The sequence below is a fragment of the Marinobacter sp. LA51 genome (assembly GCF_030297175.1).
In the GTDB taxonomy this organism is placed as follows: Bacteria; Pseudomonadota; Gammaproteobacteria; order Pseudomonadales; family Oleiphilaceae; genus Marinobacter; species Marinobacter apostichopi.
Window position 1 is genome coordinate 3,685,287 of record NZ_AP028070.1, and the last position, 25,117, is coordinate 3,710,403.

The 25,117-nt window shown below is 59.9% G+C and carries 21 protein-coding genes; 10 read left to right on the forward strand and 11 right to left on the reverse strand.

Going from position 1 to position 25,117, the window contains the following annotated elements:
• The first annotated feature begins 2 nt into the window (after nucleotides 1–2).
• A complete protein-coding gene (locus QUE89_RS16950) occupies nucleotides 3–2,798 on the forward strand; it encodes an EAL domain-containing protein (RefSeq protein WP_286221197.1) in 2,796 nt (931 codons plus the stop codon).
• Here QUE89_RS16950 and QUE89_RS16955 read toward each other — a convergent pair.
• A complete protein-coding gene (locus QUE89_RS16955) occupies nucleotides 2,780–2,986 on the reverse strand; it encodes an acetyltransferase (protein WP_286221198.1) in 207 nt (68 codons plus the stop codon). The genes QUE89_RS16950 and QUE89_RS16955 overlap by 19 nt on opposite strands.
• Before the next feature lie 42 nt (nucleotides 2,987–3,028).
• The gene (locus QUE89_RS16960) at nucleotides 3,029–4,138 is read right to left on the reverse strand and encodes a histone deacetylase family protein (protein ID WP_286221199.1); all 1,110 of its coding nucleotides are present in this window, start codon (nucleotides 4,136–4,138) and stop codon (nucleotides 3,029–3,031) included.
• A gap of 375 nt (nucleotides 4,139–4,513) precedes the next feature.
• Between QUE89_RS16960 and QUE89_RS16965 the strand changes: the two genes are divergently transcribed.
• A complete protein-coding gene (locus tag QUE89_RS16965; RefSeq protein WP_286221200.1) occupies nucleotides 4,514–5,218 on the forward strand; it encodes a substrate-binding periplasmic protein in 705 nt (234 codons plus the stop codon).
• A gap of 6 nt (nucleotides 5,219–5,224) precedes the next feature.
• Here the strand turns inward: QUE89_RS16965 and QUE89_RS16970 are convergent, their stop codons facing one another.
• The 6 genes from QUE89_RS16970 to QUE89_RS16995 all read right to left on the reverse strand — a co-directional run bounded on the left by QUE89_RS16970 (nucleotide 5,225) and on the right by QUE89_RS16995 (nucleotide 13,071).
• Complete coding sequence (locus QUE89_RS16970; RefSeq protein ID WP_286221201.1) at nucleotides 5,225–7,111, reverse strand: monovalent cation:proton antiporter-2 (CPA2) family protein; 1,887 nt, start codon at nucleotides 7,109–7,111, stop codon at nucleotides 5,225–5,227.
• 94 nt (nucleotides 7,112–7,205) lie between these two features.
• The gene (locus tag QUE89_RS16975) at nucleotides 7,206–8,531 is read right to left on the reverse strand and encodes a hypothetical protein (RefSeq protein ID WP_286221202.1); all 1,326 of its coding nucleotides are present in this window, start codon (nucleotides 8,529–8,531) and stop codon (nucleotides 7,206–7,208) included.
• An 11-nt stretch (nucleotides 8,532–8,542) separates the two neighbouring features.
• A complete protein-coding gene (locus QUE89_RS16980) occupies nucleotides 8,543–9,184 on the reverse strand; it encodes a 3-oxoacid CoA-transferase subunit B (protein ID WP_286221203.1) in 642 nt (213 codons plus the stop codon).
• Nucleotides 9,171–9,854, reverse strand: a complete 684-nt coding sequence (locus QUE89_RS16985) for a 3-oxoacid CoA-transferase subunit A (protein ID WP_286222931.1) — start codon at nucleotides 9,852–9,854, stop codon at nucleotides 9,171–9,173. Before QUE89_RS16985 ends, QUE89_RS16980 begins: the two co-directional genes overlap by 14 nt.
• 45 nt (nucleotides 9,855–9,899) lie before the next feature.
• Entirely contained in the window at nucleotides 9,900–11,843 is a 1,944-nt protein-coding gene (locus QUE89_RS16990; protein WP_286221204.1) for a TRAP transporter permease, read from the reverse strand.
• Between the two features lie 76 nt (nucleotides 11,844–11,919).
• Complete coding sequence (locus QUE89_RS16995) at nucleotides 11,920–13,071, reverse strand: TAXI family TRAP transporter solute-binding subunit (RefSeq protein ID WP_286221205.1); 1,152 nt, start codon at nucleotides 13,069–13,071, stop codon at nucleotides 11,920–11,922.
• A gap of 318 nt (nucleotides 13,072–13,389) precedes the next feature.
• Here QUE89_RS16995 and QUE89_RS17000 point away from each other — a divergent pair, with 318 nt between their 5' ends.
• Nucleotides 13,390–14,547, forward strand: coding sequence for a TAXI family TRAP transporter solute-binding subunit (locus tag QUE89_RS17000; protein ID WP_286221206.1), 1,158 nt, complete (start codon nucleotides 13,390–13,392; stop codon nucleotides 14,545–14,547).
• A 90-nt stretch (nucleotides 14,548–14,637) separates the two neighbouring features.
• Nucleotides 14,638–16,629: a TRAP transporter permease gene (locus tag QUE89_RS17005; RefSeq protein ID WP_286221207.1), complete on the forward strand. Its 1,992-nt coding sequence runs from the start codon at nucleotides 14,638–14,640 to the stop codon at nucleotides 16,627–16,629.
• Between the two features lie 46 nt (nucleotides 16,630–16,675).
• On the opposite strand, the gene QUE89_RS17010 is transcribed toward QUE89_RS17005, so the two are convergent.
• Nucleotides 16,676–17,587, reverse strand: coding sequence for a LysR family transcriptional regulator (locus QUE89_RS17010; RefSeq protein ID WP_286221208.1), 912 nt, complete (start codon nucleotides 17,585–17,587; stop codon nucleotides 16,676–16,678).
• 121 nt (nucleotides 17,588–17,708) lie between these two features.
• On the opposite strand from QUE89_RS17010, the gene QUE89_RS17015 reads away from it, so the two are divergent.
• Both QUE89_RS17015 and QUE89_RS17020 read left to right on the forward strand, forming a co-directional pair.
• Nucleotides 17,709–17,975, forward strand: coding sequence for a hypothetical protein (locus QUE89_RS17015; RefSeq protein WP_286221209.1), 267 nt, complete (start codon nucleotides 17,709–17,711; stop codon nucleotides 17,973–17,975).
• Between the two features lie 15 nt (nucleotides 17,976–17,990).
• Nucleotides 17,991–18,683: a glutathione S-transferase family protein gene (locus QUE89_RS17020; RefSeq protein ID WP_286221210.1), complete on the forward strand. Its 693-nt coding sequence runs from the start codon at nucleotides 17,991–17,993 to the stop codon at nucleotides 18,681–18,683.
• A 26-nt stretch (nucleotides 18,684–18,709) separates the two neighbouring features.
• Here the strand turns inward: QUE89_RS17020 and QUE89_RS17025 are convergent, their stop codons facing one another.
• Entirely contained in the window at nucleotides 18,710–19,810 is a 1,101-nt protein-coding gene (locus QUE89_RS17025) for a mandelate racemase/muconate lactonizing enzyme family protein (RefSeq protein WP_286221211.1), read from the reverse strand.
• Nucleotides 19,811–19,880: 70 nt separating this feature from the next.
• Nucleotides 19,881–20,135: a hypothetical protein gene (locus QUE89_RS17030; RefSeq protein WP_286221212.1), complete on the reverse strand. Its 255-nt coding sequence runs from the start codon at nucleotides 20,133–20,135 to the stop codon at nucleotides 19,881–19,883.
• A gap of 197 nt (nucleotides 20,136–20,332) precedes the next feature.
• Between QUE89_RS17030 and QUE89_RS17035 the strand changes: the two genes are divergently transcribed.
• The 4 genes from QUE89_RS17035 to QUE89_RS17050 all read left to right on the forward strand — a co-directional run bounded on the left by QUE89_RS17035 (nucleotide 20,333) and on the right by QUE89_RS17050 (nucleotide 25,109).
• Entirely contained in the window at nucleotides 20,333–20,509 is a 177-nt protein-coding gene (locus QUE89_RS17035; RefSeq protein ID WP_286221213.1) for a DUF2897 family protein, read from the forward strand.
• A gap of 78 nt (nucleotides 20,510–20,587) precedes the next feature.
• Nucleotides 20,588–21,682, forward strand: a complete 1,095-nt coding sequence (locus tag QUE89_RS17040) for a DUF2855 family protein (RefSeq protein ID WP_286221214.1) — start codon at nucleotides 20,588–20,590, stop codon at nucleotides 21,680–21,682.
• Nucleotides 21,672–22,322, forward strand: coding sequence for a DNA-3-methyladenine glycosylase family protein (locus tag QUE89_RS17045; RefSeq protein ID WP_286221215.1), 651 nt, complete (start codon nucleotides 21,672–21,674; stop codon nucleotides 22,320–22,322). Before QUE89_RS17040 ends, QUE89_RS17045 begins: the two co-directional genes overlap by 11 nt.
• Before the next feature lie 177 nt (nucleotides 22,323–22,499).
• Nucleotides 22,500–25,109 carry an EAL domain-containing protein gene (locus tag QUE89_RS17050; RefSeq protein WP_286221216.1) on the forward strand — a complete coding sequence of 870 codons (2,610 nt, stop codon included), beginning with the start codon at nucleotides 22,500–22,502 and terminating at the stop codon, nucleotides 25,107–25,109.
• Nucleotides 25,110–25,117 lie beyond the last annotated feature (8 nt).

The following is a 25,117-nucleotide window of genomic DNA, read 5'->3' on the forward strand; positions in this document are numbered from 1 at the left end:
CAATGGCAAACACGCCCGTCAGCGGAAACAATCGTAAAACGACTCTGGCCATCGCACTGACCGGGGCGGTTCTGCTGGGCCTCTGGTTCACGGGCGCTCTCCAGGATCTGGGTCGCCAGATCGAAGATCAGTGGTTTGAATTACTGGCGGAGCCGGTGGCAACCGACACGGTGATTGTTGAAATCGACTCCGCCAGCATTGCCGACGTTGGCCTCTGGCCCTGGCCGCGCGAGCTCTTTGCCCAGGCCCTGCGCCGGCTGGATGCTGCTGAAGTGCACTCGGTGATGGTCGACGTCGACTTCAGCGCCCGCTCGGTGCCGGATCAGGACCTGGCTCTGGAGCAGGCCCTGGCCGACGTTTCACGTCCGGTCTTCCTGCCCGCGTTTGTACAACGGACATCGTCGATGGAAAACACTCTGATGCTGCGGACGCCACTACCGGAGTTTGCCGGGCACGTGCAGCTGGTATCGGCCAACATGCACCCGGACACCGACGGGCTGGTGCGTCGGCTAGGCACCGGCTTCAACTGGCAGGACACTTTCTATCCCGGCGCCTGGATTGCCATGACCTCCGGCCAGCACACGGCTACCTGGATCGACTTCAGTATCTCGCCACGCTCGTTTCAATACATCAGCTTCTCGGATTTATTGGCCGGGCGTGTGGAGCCCGCGCAACTTCGCAACAAGCGGGTGTTCATTGGCGCGACCGCCATCGAGCTGGGGGACACCCTGGCAGTGCCGGTATACCGGGCGCTGCCAGGGGTTGTGCTGCAGGCACTTGGCGCCGAGACCCTGAACCGCGGCGGCCTATACCGTCTGAACACCGGTGTTGAAGCAGGAATTCTGGTTCTGTGCTGGCTGCTGGCCGCCTTGATATTTACCCGCCTGAGCTGGATCAAAGGTCTGCTGGGGCTAGCTCTGACTCTGGTTGGCACACCACTGGCGGCGGTATTCGCGTTCCAGAACCTGGACCTGATTATTGACATCGCCGCACCGACACTCGCTATTGCCCTGGTCTACATCACCGTCAGTATTGCCCGACTGGATACCGTGACGCTGGAACACCTGTGGTTGCAGATTACCCTGCGAGACCACCAGGCCATTCATGACCGGATCATAGCCACCGCCAATGACTGTATCCTGTGCCTGACCCCGGGGGGCCGCATTACTCAGGCCAATCCGGCCATGCATGCCTTGAGCAAGGCCCCACCCGGTCAGTTGGTTGACAGCCAGGTACGAGACTGGCTGCCCCGGATTGAGACCGAATTAGCGAACCTTTCCGGCAAACCCTTCGATACCATTCTGCTTGCCAGCGATAACCGCCAGGTTCCGGTCGAAGCCATCATCAGCACCGTGGATCTGTCTGCAGAACCTCTGTACACCATCGTGCTGAGGGATCTCACCGATCGGATTGAGCGCGAACGGGAACTGGAATACCAGGCCACCCACGATCTGCTGACCGGGCTGCTAAACCGGCCTGCGCTGTTCTCACGCATCAACCAGGATCTCCAGGACGGCGAGACCGGCGCGCTGCTGTCAGTGAACCTGGACTACTTCCATGAAGTAAACGATACCTACGGCCACCAAACCGGCGACCACGTACTACAAACCATCGCGGCCCGGATTGCTCACACCGTCAGTGACCGACATCCAGCGGGCTGGGTGGCCCGAGTTGGCGCCGACAGTTTTGCGGTCTGGCTCCAAGGCATGAGTTACGCCGAGGGAGGCCAGATACTCAGCGACGCGATCATGGAGGCCGTCGAGCGCGTCCTGCCCCTGAGTGCCGACAGCGAAGTAAGCCTGCAGGTGTTCTGTACCATCGGTGTCGGTGATGCGGCCACCGCCGCTCCAGAAGTGCCTGAGGCAGAAGAGTCCGATTCACACACGGCTAAAAACCTGTGGCGATGCGCCGAAGATGCCCTGCGCCAAGCCAAATCCCAACGCGTTGCCATCCATTGCTATGGTGCCGCCGACCGTCGGGCAGCGGGCCAGCGACTGAAACTGGTGCCGGCCATCCGCGCCAACATCGCCGCCAATGCCTTCAACCTGCTGTACCAGCCCAAGATCGATCTGGCCACCATGCAACCCATCGGCTGCGAAGCGCTGCTGCGCTGGCCTCATGGTCGTGGCCCGGTGGTACCGGTAATGACACTGATCGAAGTGGCGGAAAACTCACGGCAGATTGCGCCGCTGACCCGTTGGGTGGTGCAGGCCATTCTAGCCCAGGAAAACGCCTGGCAAGCCAGGGGCCTGCCCCGCCATATGGCGGTCAACATCTCCGCCCGGCTGATACAGGACCGCCACTTTATCTCCGAGCTGCAGGGGTTGCTGGCCTCGTCCACTGGTTACTTCCAATTCGAGTTCGAAATTACTGAAACCGCACTGATGAGTTCGCGGGATCTGGCCATCGAACTGGCGAGCAGCCTGTCCCAGACCGGCAGCACCCTGGCTATCGACGATTTTGGCACCGGCTATTCGTCACTGGCCTATCTAAAAGACTTGAACGCCTCGATCCTGAAGATCGACAAATCCTTCGTGACCAATATCGACGACAGCCGGGATAACCAGACCATCGTACGTTCAACCATCAAGATGGCCCATGAGCTGGGCATGCAGGTGGTGGCCGAAGGTATTGAAACAGCCGCGGACGAGCACTTTTTGCGGTCGTTGGGCTGCGACTTTGGCCAGGGTTACCATTACGCCAAGCCGCTGCCGGTGGATGAACTGGTGCAATGGCTGACCAAGTTCGAGTCGCAAGCGCCCAAGAATCTGTCCGATCTTCAGCCTTTTCGGCGGTAGTACGGATCGGTCCAGCACCGGGGCAGGGTCTCGCCGGAGGCAAACACCAGTCCCGCCTTGTCAAAGAATTCGGGATCCTGGGCTTCCTCTCCGTAATGCATGCATCCCTTCACGCGACTGACATGGGGATCGAACAGGGCGTGGGTATCAGCGATCTCAATCAAGTGACCGGTGGATTTTTCTGCCATGAACATAGCGTCCTCCTTGTCGGGTTAAAACAGAGCCGTGCGTCAGTCCGTGGGTGGATCCTCGGCGAACGCGCTGAGGTGAAAGGCCGAAGCCTGATCCACTTCCTCCATGCCACACACCCTCGGTTGCGGCACCTCGCCTCCGGCGAGGACGTCAAGCACTGATCGCACTCCATAGGACAACGATTCGGTGTTGTAACCGCCCTCCAGAACAAAAGCCAAACGACCATCGCACAGCCGATCGGCCAGGGACTGGACAATCCCGGTCATGGCCGCGAAGCCCTCGTAGGAGACGTTCAGGGCCAAATCGTACCAGTGTGCATCGAACCCCGCCGACACCAGGATCAGGTCCGGTTTGAAGTACTCGGCGGCCGGTACCAGGATTTCGTTCAGGGCCTTCAGGTAAGCGACATCACCGGCGCCACCGGGCATTGGAACATTCACTGTGGTGCCCTCACCCAGGCCCGCACCCACTTCATGCAGGCCACCACTGCCCGGGTAAAAGGGCGCTGCGCGGTGAATATCGAAGAACATCACGTCGGGATCCGCCCAGAAGATATCCTGGGTGCCGTTGCCGTGGTGGGCGTCCCAGTCGAGGATCAGAATCCGCTCACAACCAAGTTCGGCGTGGGCGTGAGCGGCCGCCACGGCAACATTGTTGAACAGACAGAAGCCGCGGGCGCGCACCGGCTCGGCGTGATGGCCCGGCGGGCGAACCAGGGCGAAGGCACTTCGAGTGCGGCCCGAAACCACCGCTTCGACCGCGGCAATGGCGGTCCCGGCGGCAACTTCCGCAGCTTCCACGCTGCCCGGTGATACCGCAGTGGTATCGACATCGAGCCAGGCATGCTTGTTACGTAGGGAGAAAACGTCATCCAGGTAAGAGGTGGTATGCACCCGACCAAGCTGCTCCCGGGTAGCCACCTGGCCACCGGCAAACTCCACCCCTTCGATCGGTTCCCGGTGCAGCAGGTCGAGGATGGCCTGAATGCGTCCCGGGTGTTCCGGGTACTTCCATTGCACATTCAGTCCCGACAGGATGCTGCGCACCCGCTTGTCCAGTCGACCCGGCAGAAATGCGGCGTTCACATCGGGAGAATGATTAAGTACTCGGTCGTCGTAAAAAACCGTGACGTTGCTTGGATATTCCACAGTGTGCTCCGGAACGGTGTGTTGCCGGCGACTGTCTCCAGTTCTGCCGACTCTACCGAAAGCATAGTCAAAGAACCGGGCACCGACACCCGATCGGCCGGCCTTCAAGCCCGGGTCGGATTACCGGTTGCGCCCGCCGGAAACCACAGTTCGTATTAATTGCGCCCGCCGATACCACGTTGGGAGTATCGGTGGTACATTCCAGACAGTTATATCCGTTCGAAACCATGGGAAGCATTGATGCTGTCATTTCCTTTGCGCTTTCTCAGGACAGGGACGCCTTCGTTAGTCTTCAGGCCCTTGCTGGTTTTTCTGGTTTTATTGCTTGCAGGGGGGTCGCAAGCGCAGGCCATTACCCCGCCCTGCACCAAGCTCATGGTCAGCGGCAACTCAGAATATCCGCCCCTGCTGTGGCGAGACCCGACTAATCCTGAGCAACTAACGGGAGTGGTTCCCGCATTGCTGCAAGAAATACTGCAGCCACTGGGTCTCAGCGCCGACATCCGTCACATCGGTTCCTGGGCCCGAGTCCAGCGCCTGGCCCAAGATGGCAACATAGACATGGTGGCCGGAGCCTTCATGACCCGTGAACGTTTCGGGTACATGGATTACATCCTACCGCCCATTATTCAGCTGCCAACGGCCATCTGGGTCCCCAAAGGCCAGGCATTTCTCTATCGGCACTGGCCGGACCTGCTGGGCAAAACCGGCAGCACCCTGATCGGCAACAGTTTTGGTCAGAATTTCGACCGTTACGCCCAACAGAACCTGACCATTGAATCGGTGCGTTCAATCGATCAGTCGTTTCTGATGGCAAAGGCCGGGCGGGTCGATTACGTACTCTACGAATTGTTGCAAGGCCAGGTGAAACTGGCCCGGGAAGGCAGAAGCGACGAATTCGAGCCGCTTGAAAAATCGATCAGTACCGAAGGGCTGTTTTTCACCTTCCCCAAGAAATCTGCCTGCAACAGCTTTGAGCTGCGGGAACAGATCGCCGACCGGCTCTATTCCCTGGTGAACCGGGGTCGGGTCAATGAGCTGCTGGACGAGTACACCGCCCGCTATATTGCCGAGAAATAACGTGGATCAGCGTTGGTCCGGTGGCGTCCAGATCGGTACATCTTCCCGCGTGGGCTCTTCCCAGTCTTTGTCCATGGCACTGCTCAGGGCTTCCTCGAGTTTCATGAACAGCTCGCCGTAGCGGGGACTGAAACTGATGCCCTCTTCTATTTCCTGCCAAGCCTCGAACAGCTCGTCTTCGTGGGCTTTTTCGTTGTCCACAAAAGTCCAGGTCATCTGTTTGGCCCGCAGCGGGTGCACACCCATGGCGGTCAATGCGTGGCCACCCAGTTCCAGCGCCGAATGGTAGGTTTCACTCACCACGTCGTCGGCACCGGCCTTGCGCAACTGATAGCTGTGGCCCCGGTCGAACGCCCGCGCCAGCACCCAGACTCCGGGATAGAACTGTTTCACGTGCTCGACGATGCGTACCGAGCGATCCCGGTCATCGATTGCTACGACCAATAACCGGGCATCCTCGATGCCGGCTGTTTCCAGCAGCTCCAGCCGACTGGCGTCGCCGAAATAGCTCTGGATATTGATCCGGCGGACGTTCTCGATCTGCTCAATCTCGTGATCCAGCACCACGATGGGAATGTTGTTGGCGCGCAGCAGCCGGCACACGATCTGCCCGAACCGGCCAACACCGGCAACAATCACCGGGGCCCGGTCGTCGATAGTGTCAGCCTCGCGCTCGTCGTTCTTGGCGCGCCGGTAGCGAGGCAGCACCACGCGATCGTATGCAATAAACAGCAACGGGGTGAGGAACATCGACAGCGCCACCACCAGCGACAGCACCTGGGAGAGTTCAATTGAAATGACCGAGTTCTGGACGCTGTAGGTGAGCAGCACAAAACCAAATTCACCGGCCTGCGCCAGGCCCAGGGTGAACAGCCAGCCGTTACTGCCGTGGATGCGAAACAGCACCGCTAAGCCCAGCAGGATCAGTGCCTTGACCACGATGACCGCCATCCCCAGAGTCAGGATGGTGCCCCACTCCGCGACCAGCACCTCGAAATTAATGCCGGCTCCGACGGTGATGAAGAACAGGCCCAGCAGCAGGCCCTTGAACGGCTCGATGTTGGCTTCCAGCTCATGGCGGAATTCACTGTTGGCCAGAACCACCCCGGCCAGAAATGCACCCAGCGCCGGCGACAGATTGACCAGGCTCATCAGCGCGGCAATGCCGATCACCAACATCAGGGCAGTAGCGGTGAATACCTCACGCAGGCCGGACTGGACCACGTACCGAAACAGCGGCCGGCTCAGATAAAAGCCACCGACAATCACCGCTGCCACAGCGGCGATCACGGTCAGGGCGTGGGCCCAGCCCGGAAGGTGGGCAACCAGACTCAAACCACTGTCATGGCCAGCCCCGGTGCCGGACTCTGCCATCAGATCCGGCAACGCCAATAGGGGAATCAGCGCGAGCATGGGAATCACGGCGATGTCCTGGAACAGCAACACCGAAAACGCGCTGCGCCCACCCTCAGTCTTCGCCAGGCCTTTTTCATTCAGGGTCTGCAGAACGATGGCGGTGGAGGACAGAGCGAAAATTAGCCCGACGGTCAGGGCTGTCTGCCAAACCAGCCCGAGCCACCAGGCCACGGCCGTGCCGGCTGCGATACTCAACACCACCTGCAGCCCACCCAGGCCCACCAGGCGCACCCGCATGGCCCAGAGCGCCTTGGGATCCAGCTCCATCCCCACCAGGAACAGCATCATGACCACGCCAAATTCGGCAAAATGCTGGATGGTGGTGGCTTCCTGACCCACCAGGCCCGTCACCGGCCCAATCACCACACCGGCGACCAGATAACCCAGCACCGAGCCCAACCCCAGTCGCTTGGCCAACGGCACCGCAATCACCGCGGCCACAAGATAGATAAACGCCTGGACAAAATACTCGGTCATTGCGGGGCTCTCCCTATACTGTTCGGGTGGGAGTATAGCGTAACGGTTATCAGGCTCAGCCCGAACCGGTCTGAAACAGCGAGGGAGCTTTTGCTCAAGTACCCGACAACAGCAGGGTGATGGTCCCCGCGAGCGCTCCGGAGAACAGAAGGCAGCATACCGACATCAACATGTTCCAGCGCAGCGCTGCCTCCTGGGCGCTGTACCCGGTCAGGCGCTCCAACAGCAATGAATTGGCAGAGTATGGTGTGCCGGCAGTGGTCAGACCCCAGCCAGCCACCATCGCGGTGCCTAGACCAAGCACAGCTCCAACTGGCCAGATCGGCCCCAGAATGCCACCGGTCAGGGTGCCGGTGACAATGGGATTGAAGCCAATCATACCGCCAAGAAAGAACACCCAGGGCACACTAAACGCCGCCACCGGGTAGGCCCAGCCGGGCAAGCTAAAGCCAGTACCAAGCCACTGGGCGGCAAAGGTGCTGATCAGCGTGCCCAGGAACGCCGAGCCGCCAACAATCACCAGTTCATTGCTCACCGGCGCCATGGATGGCAGTTGAACCTCGGCCCCTTTGAGCATGCGATACCCCAGCCCCACCAACACGGCACCAAAGCAGCTCAGGGTAACCGAGCGGGAATAGCTCAGGCCAAAGAGTCCGCTGAGACTGAAAGTGGCAACACAGATGGCGCCAATGATGCCGGCAAACCGTAACCAGGGCGCATACCGCCGCAGCCCGGACACGGGTTCAGCCACCACGCTGTTGGCGGGCTCCGGCGGTTCCGGTTCGCGAAATACCCCGCCAACCAACAAGTACACCACCGCCAGGGGCAGACTTACGGCGATCAGCTCCCAGCTTTTCAGGGCCGGAACAAAGGTGATGGTCAGGACGATGGAAATCGACAGGGGCGAGAAAATGGGCGAGGCGCCAAAGCCCCGCAACACGCCACGGGACGCGTTCCGGGTGGTGGCACTGTCGCCCCGGTCATCCATTTGGCCGCGAATCATCGTGGCCATCACGCCGACCGAACCAAAATTCAGGGGCATGGACAGGAAACCGGTGCCAAAGGCAACGCTGTAGTAACGCACCATTGGCGACCCTGCAAACAGTTGGCGGGAGATAGCCCCCAGGTCCGCGGACTTACCCAGCATAGAGGACAGCAGCATCACGGTCAGAATCAACGCCGTCAGCCGGGTCATGCTGGCTGCGGCCGCTGGCAGCGCCGAAGGTTCGGCAGCGGCAGCCAGACCCAGAGTCAGCAGCACCAGGCCCAACAACATCCGCGATACCAGGCGCAAATCGCGCCAGCCCAGCAGAATGGCGGCAAACACCAGCACCGCGCCAAGCTCGCCCACGCCCGGCAGGAACGACAGAATGCCGGCCCCGAGCGCGCCGTAAGCAAGCCCCGAGCGCGTGTTAAGCATCGAAATGCAACTCACAGCGGCGGTAGCAGGCGGGCTTCGGTCAAGGCCTGCACGTCGGCCAGGGTGTTATCGCCATAAAGCTCTCGCACCCGCAGCCCCTCCTCGGTGACATCAATCACCGCCAAATCGGTGTAGATACGTTTTACCACTCCGGCACCGGTCAGGGGGTAGTGGCACTGATTGAGTATCTTGGGCTCGTCGGCCTTGGTGGTGTGTCGCATCAGCACGAACAGTTGCTTGGCACCGACCGCAAGATCCATGGCACCACCCACCGCAGGCGGAAAGGTATCGTCGTTGGTGGCCCAGTTCGCCAGGTCACCACGCTCGGAGACCTGGAACGCCCCAAGTACCGCAATGTCGAGGTGGCCCCCGCGCATCATGGCAAAAGACTCGGCGTTATCGAAATAACACCCACCCTGCAGCAGGGTCACATACTGCTTGCCGGCATTGATCAGATCGGGATCGACCTGATCCGGCGCAGGCGCCGGACCGACCCCAAGAATGCCGTTCTCACTGTGATAGATCACCAGCCGATCATCGGACACGTGATTGGCCACCGACGTCGGCATGCCGATGCCAAGGTTTACGTAGGCCCCGTCGGGTATATCCTGGGCGACACGTCGCGCCATTTCATCGGAATTAAGCCGCATCATGCCGGGGTGCCTCCTGAGTGACTACGCGATCGACAAAAATACCGGGGGTGACGATGCACTCCGGGTCCAACTCACCGGCCGACACCACGTCGCTCACTTCGGCAATGGTGGTGGTCGCCGCGGTCGCCATGATCGGATTAAAGTTGCGACCGGCGGTGTTGTAGATCAGGTTGCCCCAGACATCGGCCCGGTGTGCCTTGATCAGGGCAACGTCAGCCGGTAGCGCGGTTTCAAGCACAAAGCCTTTGCCATTGATCACTTTGGTTTCCTTGCCCTCGGCCAGCCGTGTGCCATACCCGGTGGGCGTATACACCCCGCCCAATCCGGCACCGGCGGCACGAATGCGCTCCCCCAGTGTGCCCTGGGGCACCAGTTCCAGCTCGATGTCCCCGGCCTCGTACAGCCGCTCAAACCAGATCGAGCCGGACGAACGGGGAAACGAGCAGACGATCTTTCGCACCTGTCCGGCCTTCAACAACGAGGCAATGCCAATCTCGGCAACCCCGGCGTTGTTGGAAATAATGGTCAGGTCACGGGCGCCCTGCTGGCGTAACGCCTCTATTAGCTGCAGCGGAATGCCGGAGTTCCCGAAACCGCCGATCATCATTACACTGCCGTCGGCAATGTCAGCCACCGCAGCGCGCAGGGACTCACAGATTTTATTCATCACAATCATTCACCCTTCATTGACCCTTGTTTGGTATGCGGTATGCGGTTAACGGACACCGGCCGCCACTGGGTGGCGGAAACGCCAATGCCACAGATAGGTCAGGGCCAGAAGGCCAAAACCGATCAGGTCGGTGACAAGATCCGGGTAAATCAGCATGCCGCCGGCCACCATCACCAATGCCCGGAGCGGGTAACCCAAGAGCCCCACCCGGTACAGGTAGCCTTCCATGGCGGAAGCCATCAGCCAGATCGCGGTAATGGCGGTGACGGTAGAGGTCAGAATGTCAGCCAGTTCGCCCTGCAGAATCAGTGACGGATTGAGCACAAACAGGAACGGCAGGATGAACAGAATGCCGCCCAGGCGCATGGCATACATGCCGGTCTTGCTGGCGTTGGAACCGGCGACACCGGATGCAGTAATGGCGGCCAGCGCCACCGGCGGCGTGATGTAGGACATCATGCCCCAGTACAGGATAAACAGGTGGCTGGCGAGCGGATTCAGGCCGGCGTTCACCAATGCCGGTGCCAACAGGATGGACAGGAAGATGTAGCAGGCACTGACGGTCATGCCCATACCCAGGACAAAACTGGTGACCGCACCCGCCGCCAGCATCAGCGGAATGCTGCCATCGGCATAGAGCAAGAGTTCGCGGGAAAACGCGCCGGCCACCCCGGTGTACGACAGGCCCCCGACCACCAGGCCGATACCCGCCAGAATCGCCACCAGATTGGCAACGCTGGTGGTCAGATCCTGAATGAACGCCAATGCCCGCTTGCCATTCATTCGATGGCGGCGCTTGAACACAGAAATACCGAGCAACACGACGGTGGCGTAGTAAGGCGCGTAGGCCTCCAGCCGCATGAACAGCAGCATGTAAATCAACATCACCAGACTGAACAGGTACGGCCAGCCATCTTTCAGGGTGGCTTTCAGACTGGGAATTTCCGATTCCGGCAGGCCCTTGAGCCCGCGTTTAGCGGCGTAGTTATCGACCTGGAACAGCAATGCCAGGTAGAACAGCAGCGCCGGCAGGAACGCGGCAATCATTATCTCGGAATAGGGCACACCCAGGAACGACGCCATGATAAAGGCGACGGCGCCCATGATCGGCGGCATCAAGGTACCACCGGTGGAGGCACAGGCTTCAATCGCGCCCGCGTAATGGGCCGGGTAGCCAGTTTTCTTCATGGTCGGAATGGTGATCGGACCGGTAGTCAGAATGTTGGAAATCACACTGCCCGACAGGCTGCCCAGAATCCCACTCGACAACACCGAAACCTTGGCCGGACCACCCCGGCTGCGCCCCATCAGGGCCGTTGCGAACTGCATGAAGAACTCGCCGCCGCCAGTCACGGTTAAGGCTGCTCCGAAGACCACAAACCCGATCACCAGCTGAGCCACCACCTGCATCGGTATCCCGATGATGCTTTCAACGCCGATAACGTGGGCGCGTATCGCCTCACCCAGGCTGTACTCGTTGCCCCACAGGAATCCCGGCATCGAATCGGCGTACAGCGGGTAGGTGCCAAACAGCAGGGCAACGCCCAGCAGCGGCCAGCCACCGCAGCGGCGCACGCCCTCCAGCACCAACACCAGTAACACCGAGGCGGCCACGGTCGCTTCGGTCGGCGCCATAAACTCCCAGCCCTGCTGGATCATGGTCAGGCCGTGGTAACCGAGATAGCCACAGGTCACCAGCGCGGCTACCGCCAACGGCCAGTCGTACCAGGACACCCGGTTGGCGGCACCGGACCAGCTTGGGAAACACAGGAAGGCGGCGGCCAGGAAGATACCAATGAGATAATACAAGTAGGCATTGCCCAACGGCTTGAAGCCGAGCAATTCCAGGTTGAAGGTCTGGTTGACCGCCATCAGCAAGCCGAGGCCACCGAGCGTCATCACCGCCCAATAGGTGATGCCATGGAGACGACCAGAGCGGGATTCCGGAGTTGCCGGCTGTTCAACAGCGGCTTCGGGGGAGGCATTCATAGGGCGCAATATCCTGAACAGGGCCAGGGCAAGCCCACGCTGCATCAGCCCTGGCCTGCCCCGAATCAGTAACGAGTTACAGCGAACTCAGAGCTTTCTGGCGATGTTGTTCCCAGATTTCGGCAAAGGCCTCATCCGACTTGCCTTCGGCTGCCGCAGTGGCATCCGACCAGGCGGCCATCAGGGCGTTAAGACGTTTAGTGCGGGCGTCGTTCCAGGCCTGATGTTCCTCGGTCCAGATGCCCTTCTCTTGCAGGTATTGGATGGCGCCCGGGTGGAACGGCACGTCGATCGCCGGAGTGCCCGCCTCGGACAGGCGCCAGCGAGGCATCACCGCAGTGGCGTCCTTGTACATGCCGTAGGTCTCATCGAGCGCCTTGATGAAGCTGTACACCATCTGCTCATTGGTGTTCGCACGCACGGTCAGCACCGGGTAGCGGTAGGCCAGGATTTCCACCGGATTGTCTTCACTGATGCCGGCACCGACTGTTTCGGTGTAAGGCTGGAAGAACGGCGCCACAGAGCGCAGGCGCTCCCAGCCTTCCTTGTCACCCGGAGGCACTTCCAGCCAGCGGATGCCACGCGGCGATTCCGCCAGCTCATAGACGTGGCTGGGAGTCGTGGTAGTACAGGAGGCGTCGGCTTCGTTGCGCGCCAGAGAACTCATGGTGCTGGCGTAAGTCGGGAACATGATGGCCTCGACGTCGGCCCGGGTCAGCCCGGCGAACGCCAGAAAGGCATCGCACTTCACGTTAATGGAAGGGTTACCCGCCACGTAGGCGAAACGTTGCCCCTTAAGGTCTTTCAGGGTTTCGATGTTGGCGTCAGCAGCGGTGAAAATACCGAAAGAAGACGGGCGCCCAGCCACGGCACGCAGGTTCTGCGGGCCCCAACGGCGAGCGGAGAAATCATGAATTCCTTCGGCGGCAAAGAAGGTTTCGGTCGCCAGAAAACTGAAGTCCGCACGTTCACTGATCAGCGGCTGCAGCCGGCCGATGGCTGAACCGGAGGGCTGGATGCGGACCCGGGTGCCGTATTGTTTACCGAAGGCATCGGCAATGGCCGACGCTTCGGCGTAACCAGCGGAACCCACGTCATAAGAGGACCAGGTCATGGTGTCGGGCAAGCCACCTTCAGCGTGGACGGGACCAGCAGACAGGGTCAGCAAAGATGCCACTGCGGTAGCAGCGGTGAGGGCAGTGCGGGAACGGTGCAGGACGTGACGCATTGGATAAATCCTTGGGATTTTTGTTGTGAAACACTTATTTCGTTTCACAGAAACTAGACCTTCCTTGACGCCTCCGTCAATCATTATTGACTCAAAATCAGAATTTCATTTCACTCAGCGATACTAAAATACAGCCCTATTCAGCTTTGAAAAACTGAGTTATAGCCAGATTAGGCGTCTTTATATATAGAACGCATATGAAATAGGTGTATTGACAAACCATAATTGCAGCGACTATGTTGAATAATCGATAACAAAATAATGTTTCGCTGTGCAAAACCTCTAGACACCACAACAACGACGATAAGAGGATTTTTTATGTCACGCCTAACCCGAGGCTTGATGGGTCTCACCCTCAGCACCCTGCCTGCGCTGGCTTTCAGCGCAGACAACGTGGAACTTCCCAACACCCTCGCCATGACGGCCTACGGCACCGGCTCTGCCGGCTACAGCCAGATGGTGTCCATCGGCAACCTGCTGCAGAACGAATACGGCACCTCAGTGCGCATCCTGCCGGGTGAAAACGACGTGTCCCGAATGACACCGTTGAAAACCGGCCGGGTGCCCCTGTGCGCCTGTGGCATCGCCAGCTACTACGGCTCCGAGGGTGTGCTGATGTTTGCTGACGAAAACTGGGGGCCACAGCCAATCCGCGTGATCACCACCTCGATCGCCAGCTTCGGCCTGGGTATTGCGGTCGCGGGAGATATCGATGTGGAATCACCCGAGGATCTGCGTGGCAAGCGGGTGTCCTGGATTCGCGGCGACGACGCCCTGAACCTGGGCACCGAGGCCTTCCTGGCCTTTGGCGGACTGACCTGGGACGATGTTGAGAAGGTTGAATTCCCGGGCTACGGTCGTGCCTTTGAGGGCATCGTTGCCGACCAGACCGACACTGGTTTCACCATGAGTGTCGCGCCACCTCCCCAGCAATTGGCAGCCAGCCCTCGAGGCATTGTCTGGCCAAAACTGGATCCGGCCGATAAAGAGGGCTGGGCACGACTGCAAAAGGTAGCGCCCTACTTCCAGCCGCACACAGTCACCTCGGCCGCCGGTGATTACGGCAAGGACAAGCCCTGGGTTGGCGCCAGCTACCCTTACCCGATCCTGGTGGCGAACGCCTCCACCGACGACGCGCTGGCAGAAAGCCTGATCCGCGTCTTCATCGAGGATTATGACAAGTACAAGGATGCCGCACCCGGCAACGCTGGTTACCGTCTGGACAACCAGAACATGCAGTGGGTGATTCCGTTCCACGATGCCGTGGTGAAGTACTACAAGGAGATCGGCCACTGGACCGATGAGATGCAGGCGCACCAGGACAAGCTGGTAGAGCGCCAGCGGATTCTGAAAGAAACCTGGGACAGCTACACCGCCGGCAATCCGCCCTCCGATGAGGACGCCTTTGGCAAAGGCTGGATGGCCGCCCGCGCCAAGGCGCTGGAAGCCGCCGGCATGAACCCGGTTTTCCGCTGATCCCCCAGGGCCGGGGCAAACTGCCCGTTTGCTCCGGCCCACATCTGATTGCCTGCCCTGCTGCCTATTACGTGTTCGGAGTTACCCGTCATGCATCCTGAAACTGAACAACCGTCACCCCCGGAGAACATATCCGGTATCCGCCAGCTCACGGGCTTCTGGCTCTGGATTCCCCGGCTGGCCACAGTCATCCTGACGCTGCTAACCCTGGACTACCTGTTCAACCTTCAACTGATCAACTTTGTCACCCAGGTCGAAAGCCAGTTTTTCTACACCGTGGTGACACTGATGCTGCCCCTGGTTTACGTGCTCTGGCCAATGAACCGGCATTCGTCCCGCACTCGGGTGCCCTGGTACGACGTGCTGCTGTTTCTCGCGACCACGGGTATTTGCGGATTCTTCGTGTTCAATGCCGAACAGATTCTTGATCGGGGCTGGGAATACGCCGCCCCCGACTACGCCATGGTGATGAGCTTCCTGCTCTGGGGTGTAATCGTTGAAGCGGTCCGCCGCGCCGGCGGCCTACCCATTGCCACCATCGTGGCAATCGCCAGTATTTATCCGATTTTTGCCGACCTGGTGCCCGGCCCGATTCAGGGCTTTCCCTCTACACCCGAACAAACTGCCATCTATCACGCCATGAGCCGTGAAAGCGTAATGGGCATTCCGCTGCAGGCCTTTGCCAACCTGGTGATTGGCTTTCTGCTGTTCGGGGTGGCGCTACAACAGACTGGCGGCGGCAAGTTCTTTATCAACCTGGCCTTTGCCCTGCTCGGTCACGTTCGCGGTGGACCCGCCAAGGTGGCGGTGTTCTCCAGCGGCCTGATGGGCTCTATGAGCGGCAGCGTGATCACCAACGTTCTGACAACCGGTGTGCTGTCCATTCCCGCCATGCGCAAGGTGGGCTTTGGTAAATCCTACGCCGCCGGCGTGGAGGCCTGCGCCTCCACCGGTGGCGTGCTGATGCCACCAGTAATGGGCGCCACGGCTTTTATCATGGCGGCGTTCCTGAACATTCCCTACGGCACCATCGCCCTGGCGGCGGCGGTGCCCTCGGTGCTCTATTTCCTCGGTTTGTTTATCCAGATCGATGCCTACGCGGCCCGCCATGACCTGAAAGGCCTGCCTGCGGAAGAATTGCCATCCATCCGACAAACCTTGAAGGAAGGCTGGTACTTCATATTCGTGTTCGCACTGCTGATCTGGCTGCTGTTTTTCCTGCGCCAGGAAGCCACCGCACCCTTCTACGCCACCGCCCTGCTGCTGGTGATCAACCAGATCCTACCCTACCAGCGCTGGGGCTGGCAGCAGGTGAAAGACTTCTTCTCCAGCTCCGGCAAGCTGTTTGCCGAACTCATCGCCATTCTGGCCGGGGTAGGCCTATTGGTTGGCGCCCTGTCGGTAACCGGCCTGTCCGGCACCATCGCCAACGACCTGATCTTCCTGGCCGGCGGCAATACTCTGGTGCTGTTGATGATGGGCGCGCTGACCAGCTTTATCCTCGGCATCGGCATGACCGTGACCGCCGCCTATATCTTCCTGGCGGTGGCACTGGCGCCAGCACTGATCAATGGCGGCGGCATGGATCCGCTGGCGGTGCACCTGTTCATCCTGTACTGGGGCATGCTCAGTTTCATCACCCCACCGGTGGCGCTGGGTGCCTTTGCGGCGGCCACGGTCGCCGGGTCGCGCCCGATGGAAACCGGAATTCAGGCAATGCGCCTGGGCAGTGTGATCTACTTCATCCCCTTCCTGTTCGTGCTGAACCCTGCGCTGATTTTCCAGGGCAGCTGGGATGAGATCCTGGTGGTGATTACTCAAGCAATGGCTGGCGTACTGTTAATTGCAGGCTCGATTCAGGGCTATCTGTTGGGTGTGGGTAATCTGACCCTCAGCAAACACCTGCAGTGGCCGGTGAGGCTGGCGCTGTTGACCGGCGGCATGCTACTGGCCATACCCGGCGGCGGCCCGGTGCCACTGAGCAATCTGGAGCTGTCGCTGATCAGCGCCCTGCTGATTGTTCCGGCGGTTGCAGTTGCCTGGCTGGCGGTCCGAAAAGCCGGAACTCCGGCTTATCTATAGGCGCTGTTGAGGTTGGGCAGTTAGCAATGGCCGACGACCGCCAGCGCTAGCTGCTCAGCTCATCGGCAAACAACTGATCAACCACCAGGGCCACCAGCTGTCGAATCATCGAGCCATTGCGTTCCGGATAGCGATGGCTGCAAAAGCTCAGGGTGGTGCTCAGTGCCGACTCCTTGAACTCAACCACCTTGTTGCGGCTCGCCCATTCGGTAGCCAGTGAGTGCTCCACCAGGCCGTAACCGAGGCCGGCCGACACCATGGCCAGTGCGGTGTACTCATCCTCAGAAGTTGCCACGCGCCTCGAACGCTGCCACTCCGGCCCCATCAACTGCTGCAACATGCCATAGAAGGCGCAGGAGTTCGTGGGCCATATCCAGGGTAACTCCATGACCTCGGCCCGACTGCTGGGCAATGCCTGCAACGGCGAGTCGGCCGGACCGATCACCGACACCGGCACGTCCATCAGGTACTGGAAATCCAGCTGAGGGTTGTGCCATTCACCGTAGACAAAGCCGCAGTCCAGCTCGCCGCTGGCAACCTTATCAACAATGACATTGGATGAGATGGTGCGCAGCTCCAGCGACACCGATGGCAGGGTGCGGGCGCACAGCTGAATCAATCGATCGACCCGCAAATGCTCCGGCGGCGCGTTGATACCAACGGTGATCGACACCGACTGGTGCTGGCCCAGCTGACGGGCCAGATCCGCCATTTCCTCAACGCCGCCCAACGCCTTGCGCGCCGGCCCCAGTAACAGCTCGCCTTCGGGGGTCAGCGCCATGCCCTGGCTGTTACGGTCAAACAACCGGACGCCGAGCGCCGACTCAAGCTGCTTCAGATGCTCACTGACGGCCGAGGGCGTGCTGTGGCGACGCTGGGCCGCCCGGGTGAGATTGCTCTCCTCCGCGACCAGAACGAAGGATTTCAGGCGATCCAGCTTCAGGTTCATGGCATTCATATTTTACGAACGCTCCGTCAAAAGAATACTGATAGACCCCACGAAGCAATACCACCTAGAGTGTTTTCCATAGGGTACGCGTTCAGCATAACGCAACGCGCTCAACGAGAGGAAGCACGAGATGAACACTCACAGCAGCTTCAACACCAGCCTTACCGACAGCCAACTGGACGCCGCCTGCGATGCGTTGCGTGCGTGCCAGGACCGGCAGATTGAAATGAAAAGGACCTTAGTCGCTATACTGCGTCAATGGTGGCAGCGGGCTCGCCAACGGGCGGCACTGCGCCGGCAACTGATGGAAATGGACGTTGCACTGATCGAAAAGGACATCGGCGTGCCGGCAGGCACTCTCGGTGAGGAAGCCTACAAACCTTTCTGGAAACACTGACTACGGAGACCGCTTATGACCACCCTCTACATCGCCAACAAGAACTATTCCTCGTGGTCCCTGCGGGCCTGGTTGTTAATGACCGAGTTGGGACTGCCATTCGAGGAAAAGCTGATTCCGTTCGGCGACCCGGCGGCATGGAACGCCTTCCGAGCCGAGGGCGGCAGCGGCAAGGTGCCAGCGCTGCAGGATGGAAGCCTGCATGTCTGGGATTCCCTTGCCATTATTGACCATCTGGCCGAGAGCCATCCGGAAGTCTGGCCCGCCGATCCAGCGGCCCGGGCCTGGGCCCGAAGTGTCTGTGCCGAGATGCACTCCGGCTTTCCGGCCCTGCGGGAGCTTTGCTCCATGAACATCGGGGTCAAGGTCCGCCTGAACACCCTGCCCCCTGAACTGGCCCGGGATATCGAACGCATTGCCGCCATCTGGCTGGAAGGCCTGAGCCGGTTTGGCGGACCGTTTCTGGCCGGAGACCGATTCACCGCCGCGGACGCCTTCTTCGCGCCGGTGGTGTTCCGCTTTGAAACCTATGGCCTGGACCGCAGCCCAGCCATGGCCGAGTACATCCAGCACATGCTGGCGCAACCGGGCATGCAGGCCTGGGCCCAGCAGGCACTGGCGGAACCCTGGATTGAACCCAGGCACGAAGCGGACTGCGAACTGGCGGGCACGATTGTGGAAGACCTGCGCAGTCAGGTCACAGCGTAAGGCCCGACTGGCCGCTTCAGGCTGGGTTATTCGTACACATCGTGCAGTGACAGGGCCTTGAAATCCGGGGTCACTCCCAAGCCTGGCCGGTCACTCAGGGTCATCCGGCCAGCGGATGCCTCCGGCGCCCCTTCCGCCAGCTGCAAGGTATTGTAGTTGTGCAGGTCGGTGGTATTCAGCAAGGTTCGCGACGGCGTACTGGCGGCCAGATGGGCGTAGGCGGCGGTGGCAATACCGCTGCCCCAGGCGTCCTCTATGGTCAGGGCAATACCAGCGTCGACACAGACGTCGCGAATAATGCGCGACGGGGTCAGGCCACCAAACTTGCTGACTTTCAGCGCCATGGCATCCATGGCGTCGTCCCGAATGGCGCGCCGTACGTCGGCCAGGGAATTGAGACTCTCATCCAGTTTGAGTGGATGCCGGGCTCGGCGCCGGATCGACACGCATTCTTCGTAACTGCGGCAGGGTTGTTCCAGGTACAGGTCCAGTCCCTCCACTGCCCGGGAAAACCGCAGGGCCTGATCCCGTCGCCAGCCGCCATTTATATCGCCAACCCAGATTTCGTCCGGCTGTTTCTTCCGGCCCAGGGTCAGCATCAGCTCAATGTCCTCCTCAACACTGTGACCCAGCTTGATCTGGATATGGCGGAACCCCTCGGCACGATAACGGCTGAGCGTCTCCTCCATTTCCGCGGGTTCCGCCAGCGGTACAATCCGGTGCAGTGGCATGGAAGGAGTCAGGAGCCCACCGAGCAAAGCGTAAACCGGCATGTCGGCTGCCTTGCCCAGCAAATCCCAACAGGCAATATCGATGGCAGCCTTGGCCACGGCCTGACCATTGAGCGCCTGCTCCATACGTTCATGGATACGAGTGATGTGGCAGGGGTCTTCACCCAGAATAGCGGAGGCAAGCACCGACAGGCACGAGGGCAGGCCCTCGGCGAAGGCCGGCATATAGTTCGGGCCACAAGGGCAGACTTCGCCGTAGCCCATCAAACCAGTGTCGGTGGTCAGCACGACCACGGTACTCAGAAAAGCCTGATGGGACCGGCCCCCGGCAAATGCGTAAGCCTTACCGGCATAGGGCAGATCGGCGGTGTATACCGCGATGCTCTCGATACGCATGACAGGCCTCTCGCTCCAGGTCGTCGTCAACTCCTCTGAGCATAGTCCGGTCAGGGCACTGCTGCTGCTTTTATCGGCGATTCACCGGGTTGGAGTAGCCGTCGCCTTTGACACCCAGCCGGTCGAGGTAAACGTGCAGCTCCGCCACACTCAGATCGACGTACTCAAGCACCCGGCCGTAGAGCATGGCGGTGGGTACGTTGCGTCCGTTCAGTTCCCGCTGGGTTTCATGGATAACGTAGAGAATCAGCCGCTCAGTGCGGGTTAGGCCGTCGCGTACGTCAGGAGCTGAATCTATAGGGGCTTGCCATTTAGTCTTGGTCATATTCATGAGCTTACCAAAAGGCCGCTCTTTGTATTCAGTTTCTGGAAGACGTGCACGCAAAGCAGAGCATTTCATGTCTGTCGGCTCGGTGGGCCTGGGTATCCCCGAGTGCTTCCGGAACAGATTGCCGAACCCGGGCGTCCTGAGTCACTATGAAGCATCGTATTAAAGGATAACTCCCAAGGAGAGCCCAAAACATGCCAACCATTGGATGGGTATTTCTGATCGTTGCCCTGGCCCTGATTGTCGGCGGCCTCATGATCCTGCGCGATTCGGCCCACAGCATGAAAATCTCCGACGAAAAAATGGCCAAGATCCGCAAGCGCAAAGCCGAGCTCGAAGCCCAGGAAAAAGCCGACGATGACTGGAAATGAGGCGGTCTGATAAAGCCGTTTCGCCATTCATAGAGGTTGGCGAAAGCCATAGGTAAGACAGCAGACAGGAGGGTCGAGATGGCCGAGTTCCAGGTTCTCAGGAACCACTTTTCCAAGCACCGACTGATCACCAGTCCGGCGACCGAAGACATGCCCAGCCCCGCTGAGGGCCAGATCGTGGTCAGGATCGAACGGTTCTCTTTCACCGCCAACAACATCACTTACGCTGCTGCTGGCGACCAGCTCGGATACTGGCAGTTTTTCCCACCCTCCGAAGACCCGGACGACGAATGGGGCATTATTCCGGTATGGGGCTTTGCCGAGGTGGTCGCCTCGAACGTCGAGGAGGTGCCCGTGGGTGACCGGCTGTTTGGCTACTTTCCAACCGCCAGCTACCTGACCATCACACCGGCGGGCATCACCGATCAACGTCTGCTGGACGGCGCCCCTCATCGCGCCAAGCTACCCATCGCCTACAACAGTTATACCCGGGTAGGCGCAGAGCCCGGCTATGATCGCGCCACCGACGACGAGCGCATGCTGCTGTGGCCTCTGTACATCACCTCGTACTGTCTCTGGGACCAGCTGCAAGACAATGACTGGTATGGCGCCAGCCAAGTGGTGCTGCTCAGCGCCTCCAGCAAGACCAGCATTGGGCTGGCCTACGCCCTGCAGGGTGACGATTCGGCACCACCGGTTTCAGCCCTGACGTCCGAGCACAACCTGGAATTGGTACACGAGCTGGGCCTGTACGATCAGTGCCTCAGTTACTCAGTCCTGACGGAATTCGACGCCACCAGGCCCACCGCGGTGGTCGATATGTCCGGTAGCGGCGAAATCCTGGGGCAGTTGCACCAACATCTGGGCGATAACATGGTGCGCTGCATCAATGTTGGCCTGACCCACTGGACCGAAACCCAGCCAGGTGCGGGTGTGAACCGGGACCGCAGTGAATTCTTTTTTGCCCCCAGCCACATCCAGAAGCGGATGAAGGACTGGGGCCCGGACGAATTCACCCGAAAGACCTCAGCGTTTATTCGCAATACAGCAGTCCAGAGCCGGCAGTGGCTGACACTCAGAAAGGTAACGGGGCTGCACGATCTGGCCAAGGTGTACCCGGAGGTGTGTGAAGGACGGGTACCGGCGGATGAGGGCCTGATTATTGAACTCTGATGCACCGCTCACCGAGGACCGGCTGCGCCAGGGCGCCGAAGCCCTGGCGGCCATAGACCCGGACCTGTCGTCACTGCTTGCCCGCCTCGGTGTTCCGCCCCTGTGGCCCAGGGAGCCGGGCTTCGCCACCCTGGTGCAGATCATTCTTGAACAGCAGGTCTCGCTTAAAGCGGCGAAGACCCTGTTCGAACGTCTTGAGCATGCACTGGGCGAAGTGGCACCTGCGACTGTGCTGCGTGCCGGCGAGGATGGCCTGAAAGCCCAGGGACTGACCCGGCAGAAAGCCCGATATTGCTATGAGCTGGCGCGCCGAGTGACCGAGGGCGAGTTGCCGCTTGAGCAACTGACTCAGTGGCCTGAACCGGAGGGGCGCAAGGCCCTGCTGGCGGTACCTGGCCTGGGGCCCTGGAGTATCGATGTCTACTACCTGATGGCGCTGCGCCGGCCCGATGTCTGGCCCCAGGGTGACCTGGCACTGGCTGTGGCCCTGCAGGAAGTCAAAGGCCTGGAGACGCTGCCCACCCGCGATCAGCAGCAACAACTGTCTGAACCCTGGTCACCCTGGCGGGCGGTGGCCGCTCGCCTGCTCTGGGTGCATTACCTGGCCGCCCGTGGTGACTATGCGGTACCCGCCCGCTGACCTCGCCCGCTTGGCCCCTCGCCAACGCACTGTGGGCGGGGTGTGTTCGCGCTTGATACACATTTCGCTACATAAAATCATTCAGCCCTCGGTGCGATCGACGATAAGATTAAAGTTTGATCAATTTCAAATTTCAGTCACCGGCCTTCCGGGCCCCAAGCAGTTTGTCAGCCGATCGTGATCCTCTCAAACCTCGTGCGTCTCAGTTTCTTCATGGTGTGTTGTTTCACCTGGACTCTGGTGCAGGCGCAAACCCAGCCGATCACGGTGGCCGAATCCTCGCCGATTCAGACCCAATTCGAATACTGGGAAGATCCCGAAGCCGATGCCGATCTCGCCCGGATTCGCAACCTGCCAGATGACGCGTGGCAACGGGAGCCGTCCGGCAGCGCTACGTTCGGCAACACACCCTCTGCCTACTGGCTTCGATTTGCGATTCGAAATACCAGCGCGGAGTCAGTCAACCTGATTGCCGAGCTGGCGTACTCTCAGCTGGACGATGTGATTTTCCATGTTGTGTCAGAGCAGGGACCCACACGGGTGCTGAAAACCGGTGACGGCCGGCCCTTTTACCCGCGCCAGGTCGATCATCCAAACATGCTCTTGCGAGTCAAATTGGCACCGGGGCAGACCAAGACCGTCTACGTACGGATTGAGACCGCCGGGCCGATGATTCTTCCACTTCGGGTCTGGCACGAGGCCGAATTCTTCAGCGCAGCATCAAACGAACAGAAACTTCACTTTTTCTACTACGGCTGTTTGACGATCATCATCTTGATCAATCTGGCAGTGTTCCTGACCCTCAGGGAACGACTGTATTTGTATTACGCCATCGCCATTTCTGGCTACCTGCTGTTTTTCGCCTCGGTCAAAGGCTATAGCTTCCAGCTTCTCTATCCACACTCCCCAGAACTGCACGCCCGAGTCTTGCTGGCCTCGATGCCGGTTCTGGCCTTGTTCTCCGTCATGTTCTGCCGGACCTTCCTGAAGATTCCGTCTCACAGTCCACGGCTTGATCTCGCCATGAAGATCATGATCGGTTTTGAGGTCCTAAACTTCATCGCCGCGATGGTGCTGGACTACAACCATGCGGTCAGGCTGTCTTCAATCTCGGCGCTGGTGTTCTTTTCTCTGTTGTTCGTAGCCGGCCCTGTTACCTGGGCTGCGGGTGTGCGCGCCGGCGCCTTTTTCACCCTGGCCTGGACTCCGCTTACTGTGGGTGTGCTGGCCACAGCCGGGCGGGCGCTGGGTTTCTTCCCAACGAATTTCATGACCGAGCACGCTATGCAGATTGGCTCAGGCCTGGAGGCGTTCATCCTGACGATGGCGCTGGCCGATCGCCTGTACCGGGAGCGGGAAGACAAAATCATCGCTCAAGCCAATAGCCTGCGCCAGGAAAAAGCCCGCAATGATGCCTGCAGGGAACTCAACGAAGCCATGACCCACGACGCGATCACCGGCCTGCCTAACCGCAACCGGTTCGAGTGGATGGTCAACAAGCTGCTGGCTGACAATACCCAGAGCAAATACATGGTGGGCGTAGCCCGAATTACCCGGCTGGATGAAATCAATCGCACCCTGGGACTTACCCGCAGCGAACGGTTGCTTCAGCGCCTGGCCGAGCAAATGACTGCCATGGCCATTCGACTCCCGGAAGTGCATCGGGTACGCGACGATCAGGGCCGGGACGAGTGTGTCTATCAGCTGTCCGGCGACTGCTTTGGCATTCTGGTTTACGCCGACAAGACGGGCTCCGATCTGGAAGGGCTGAACCAGGCACTTGGAATGCTGTCGCTTCCGGTGCCACTGGATAAACTGGCGATTGAACTGCACCCGAAATTCGGTGCCGCACGCTATCCCGAGCACGGTGATAACGCCGCCCTATTGATCCGAAATGCCCACGTCGGCATGGAAACCGCACCCCGAGGCCTGCTGGCCACCGGTTTCTACAGCCCGGAGCTTGATATCTACAGTGAGGGCCGGCTGACCCTGATGTCGGATCTCCGGGAGGCGATACAAAACGAACAGACCGATCTCTACTACCAACCCAAACTCTCCCTGGTGACCGGCCAGGTCGTTGGCCTGGAGGCGCTGATTCGCTGGCATCATCCGGAACGGGGCTGGGTCAGTCCGGCCGATTTCATTCCGCTGGCGGAAGAGACCGGCGTTATCCACCAATTAACCCGCTGGGCCGTTCAGCGCGGAATTCGCGATCTAGCCAGTCTCCTGGATGATAGCCCCGGACTGGGCCTGTCAATCAATATCTCCGCGCGAGATCTGTCATCGCGCAGCCTGAAGGGCCATATCGAATCAGTCCTGAGCCGGCATCAAATACACGCCCAGCGCCTGACCCTCGAACTAACAGAGACCGCGGCCATGGAAGACCCGGAGAAAGGGCTGCTGGCGCTGAAAAGCCTGGCGGATTCCGGTATTGGCATCTCCATTGATGATTTTGGCAGTGGATATTCGTCGCTGTCCTACCTGAAGGAACTACCGGCCACCGAGATCAAACTGGATCGATCCCTGGTGACCGATGTCAGCGCCAATGACAGCTCCCGGGTGATTATCGAGACCGCCATCAACATGGTGCATGGCTTGGGCTACAGCGTGATCGCCGAAGGCGTGGAAGACGAGGCAACCGCCCGTCTCCTGAAGGAACTTGGCTGTGACAACTTGCAGGGCTACTGGCTTGGCCACCCGATGCCGATGACAGATCTGCACCCATGGTTGGCATCATACCCTGAAGCGGTGCTGAGCATTTTTCATCCAAGATCCACCAATAAATAGCCGGACGG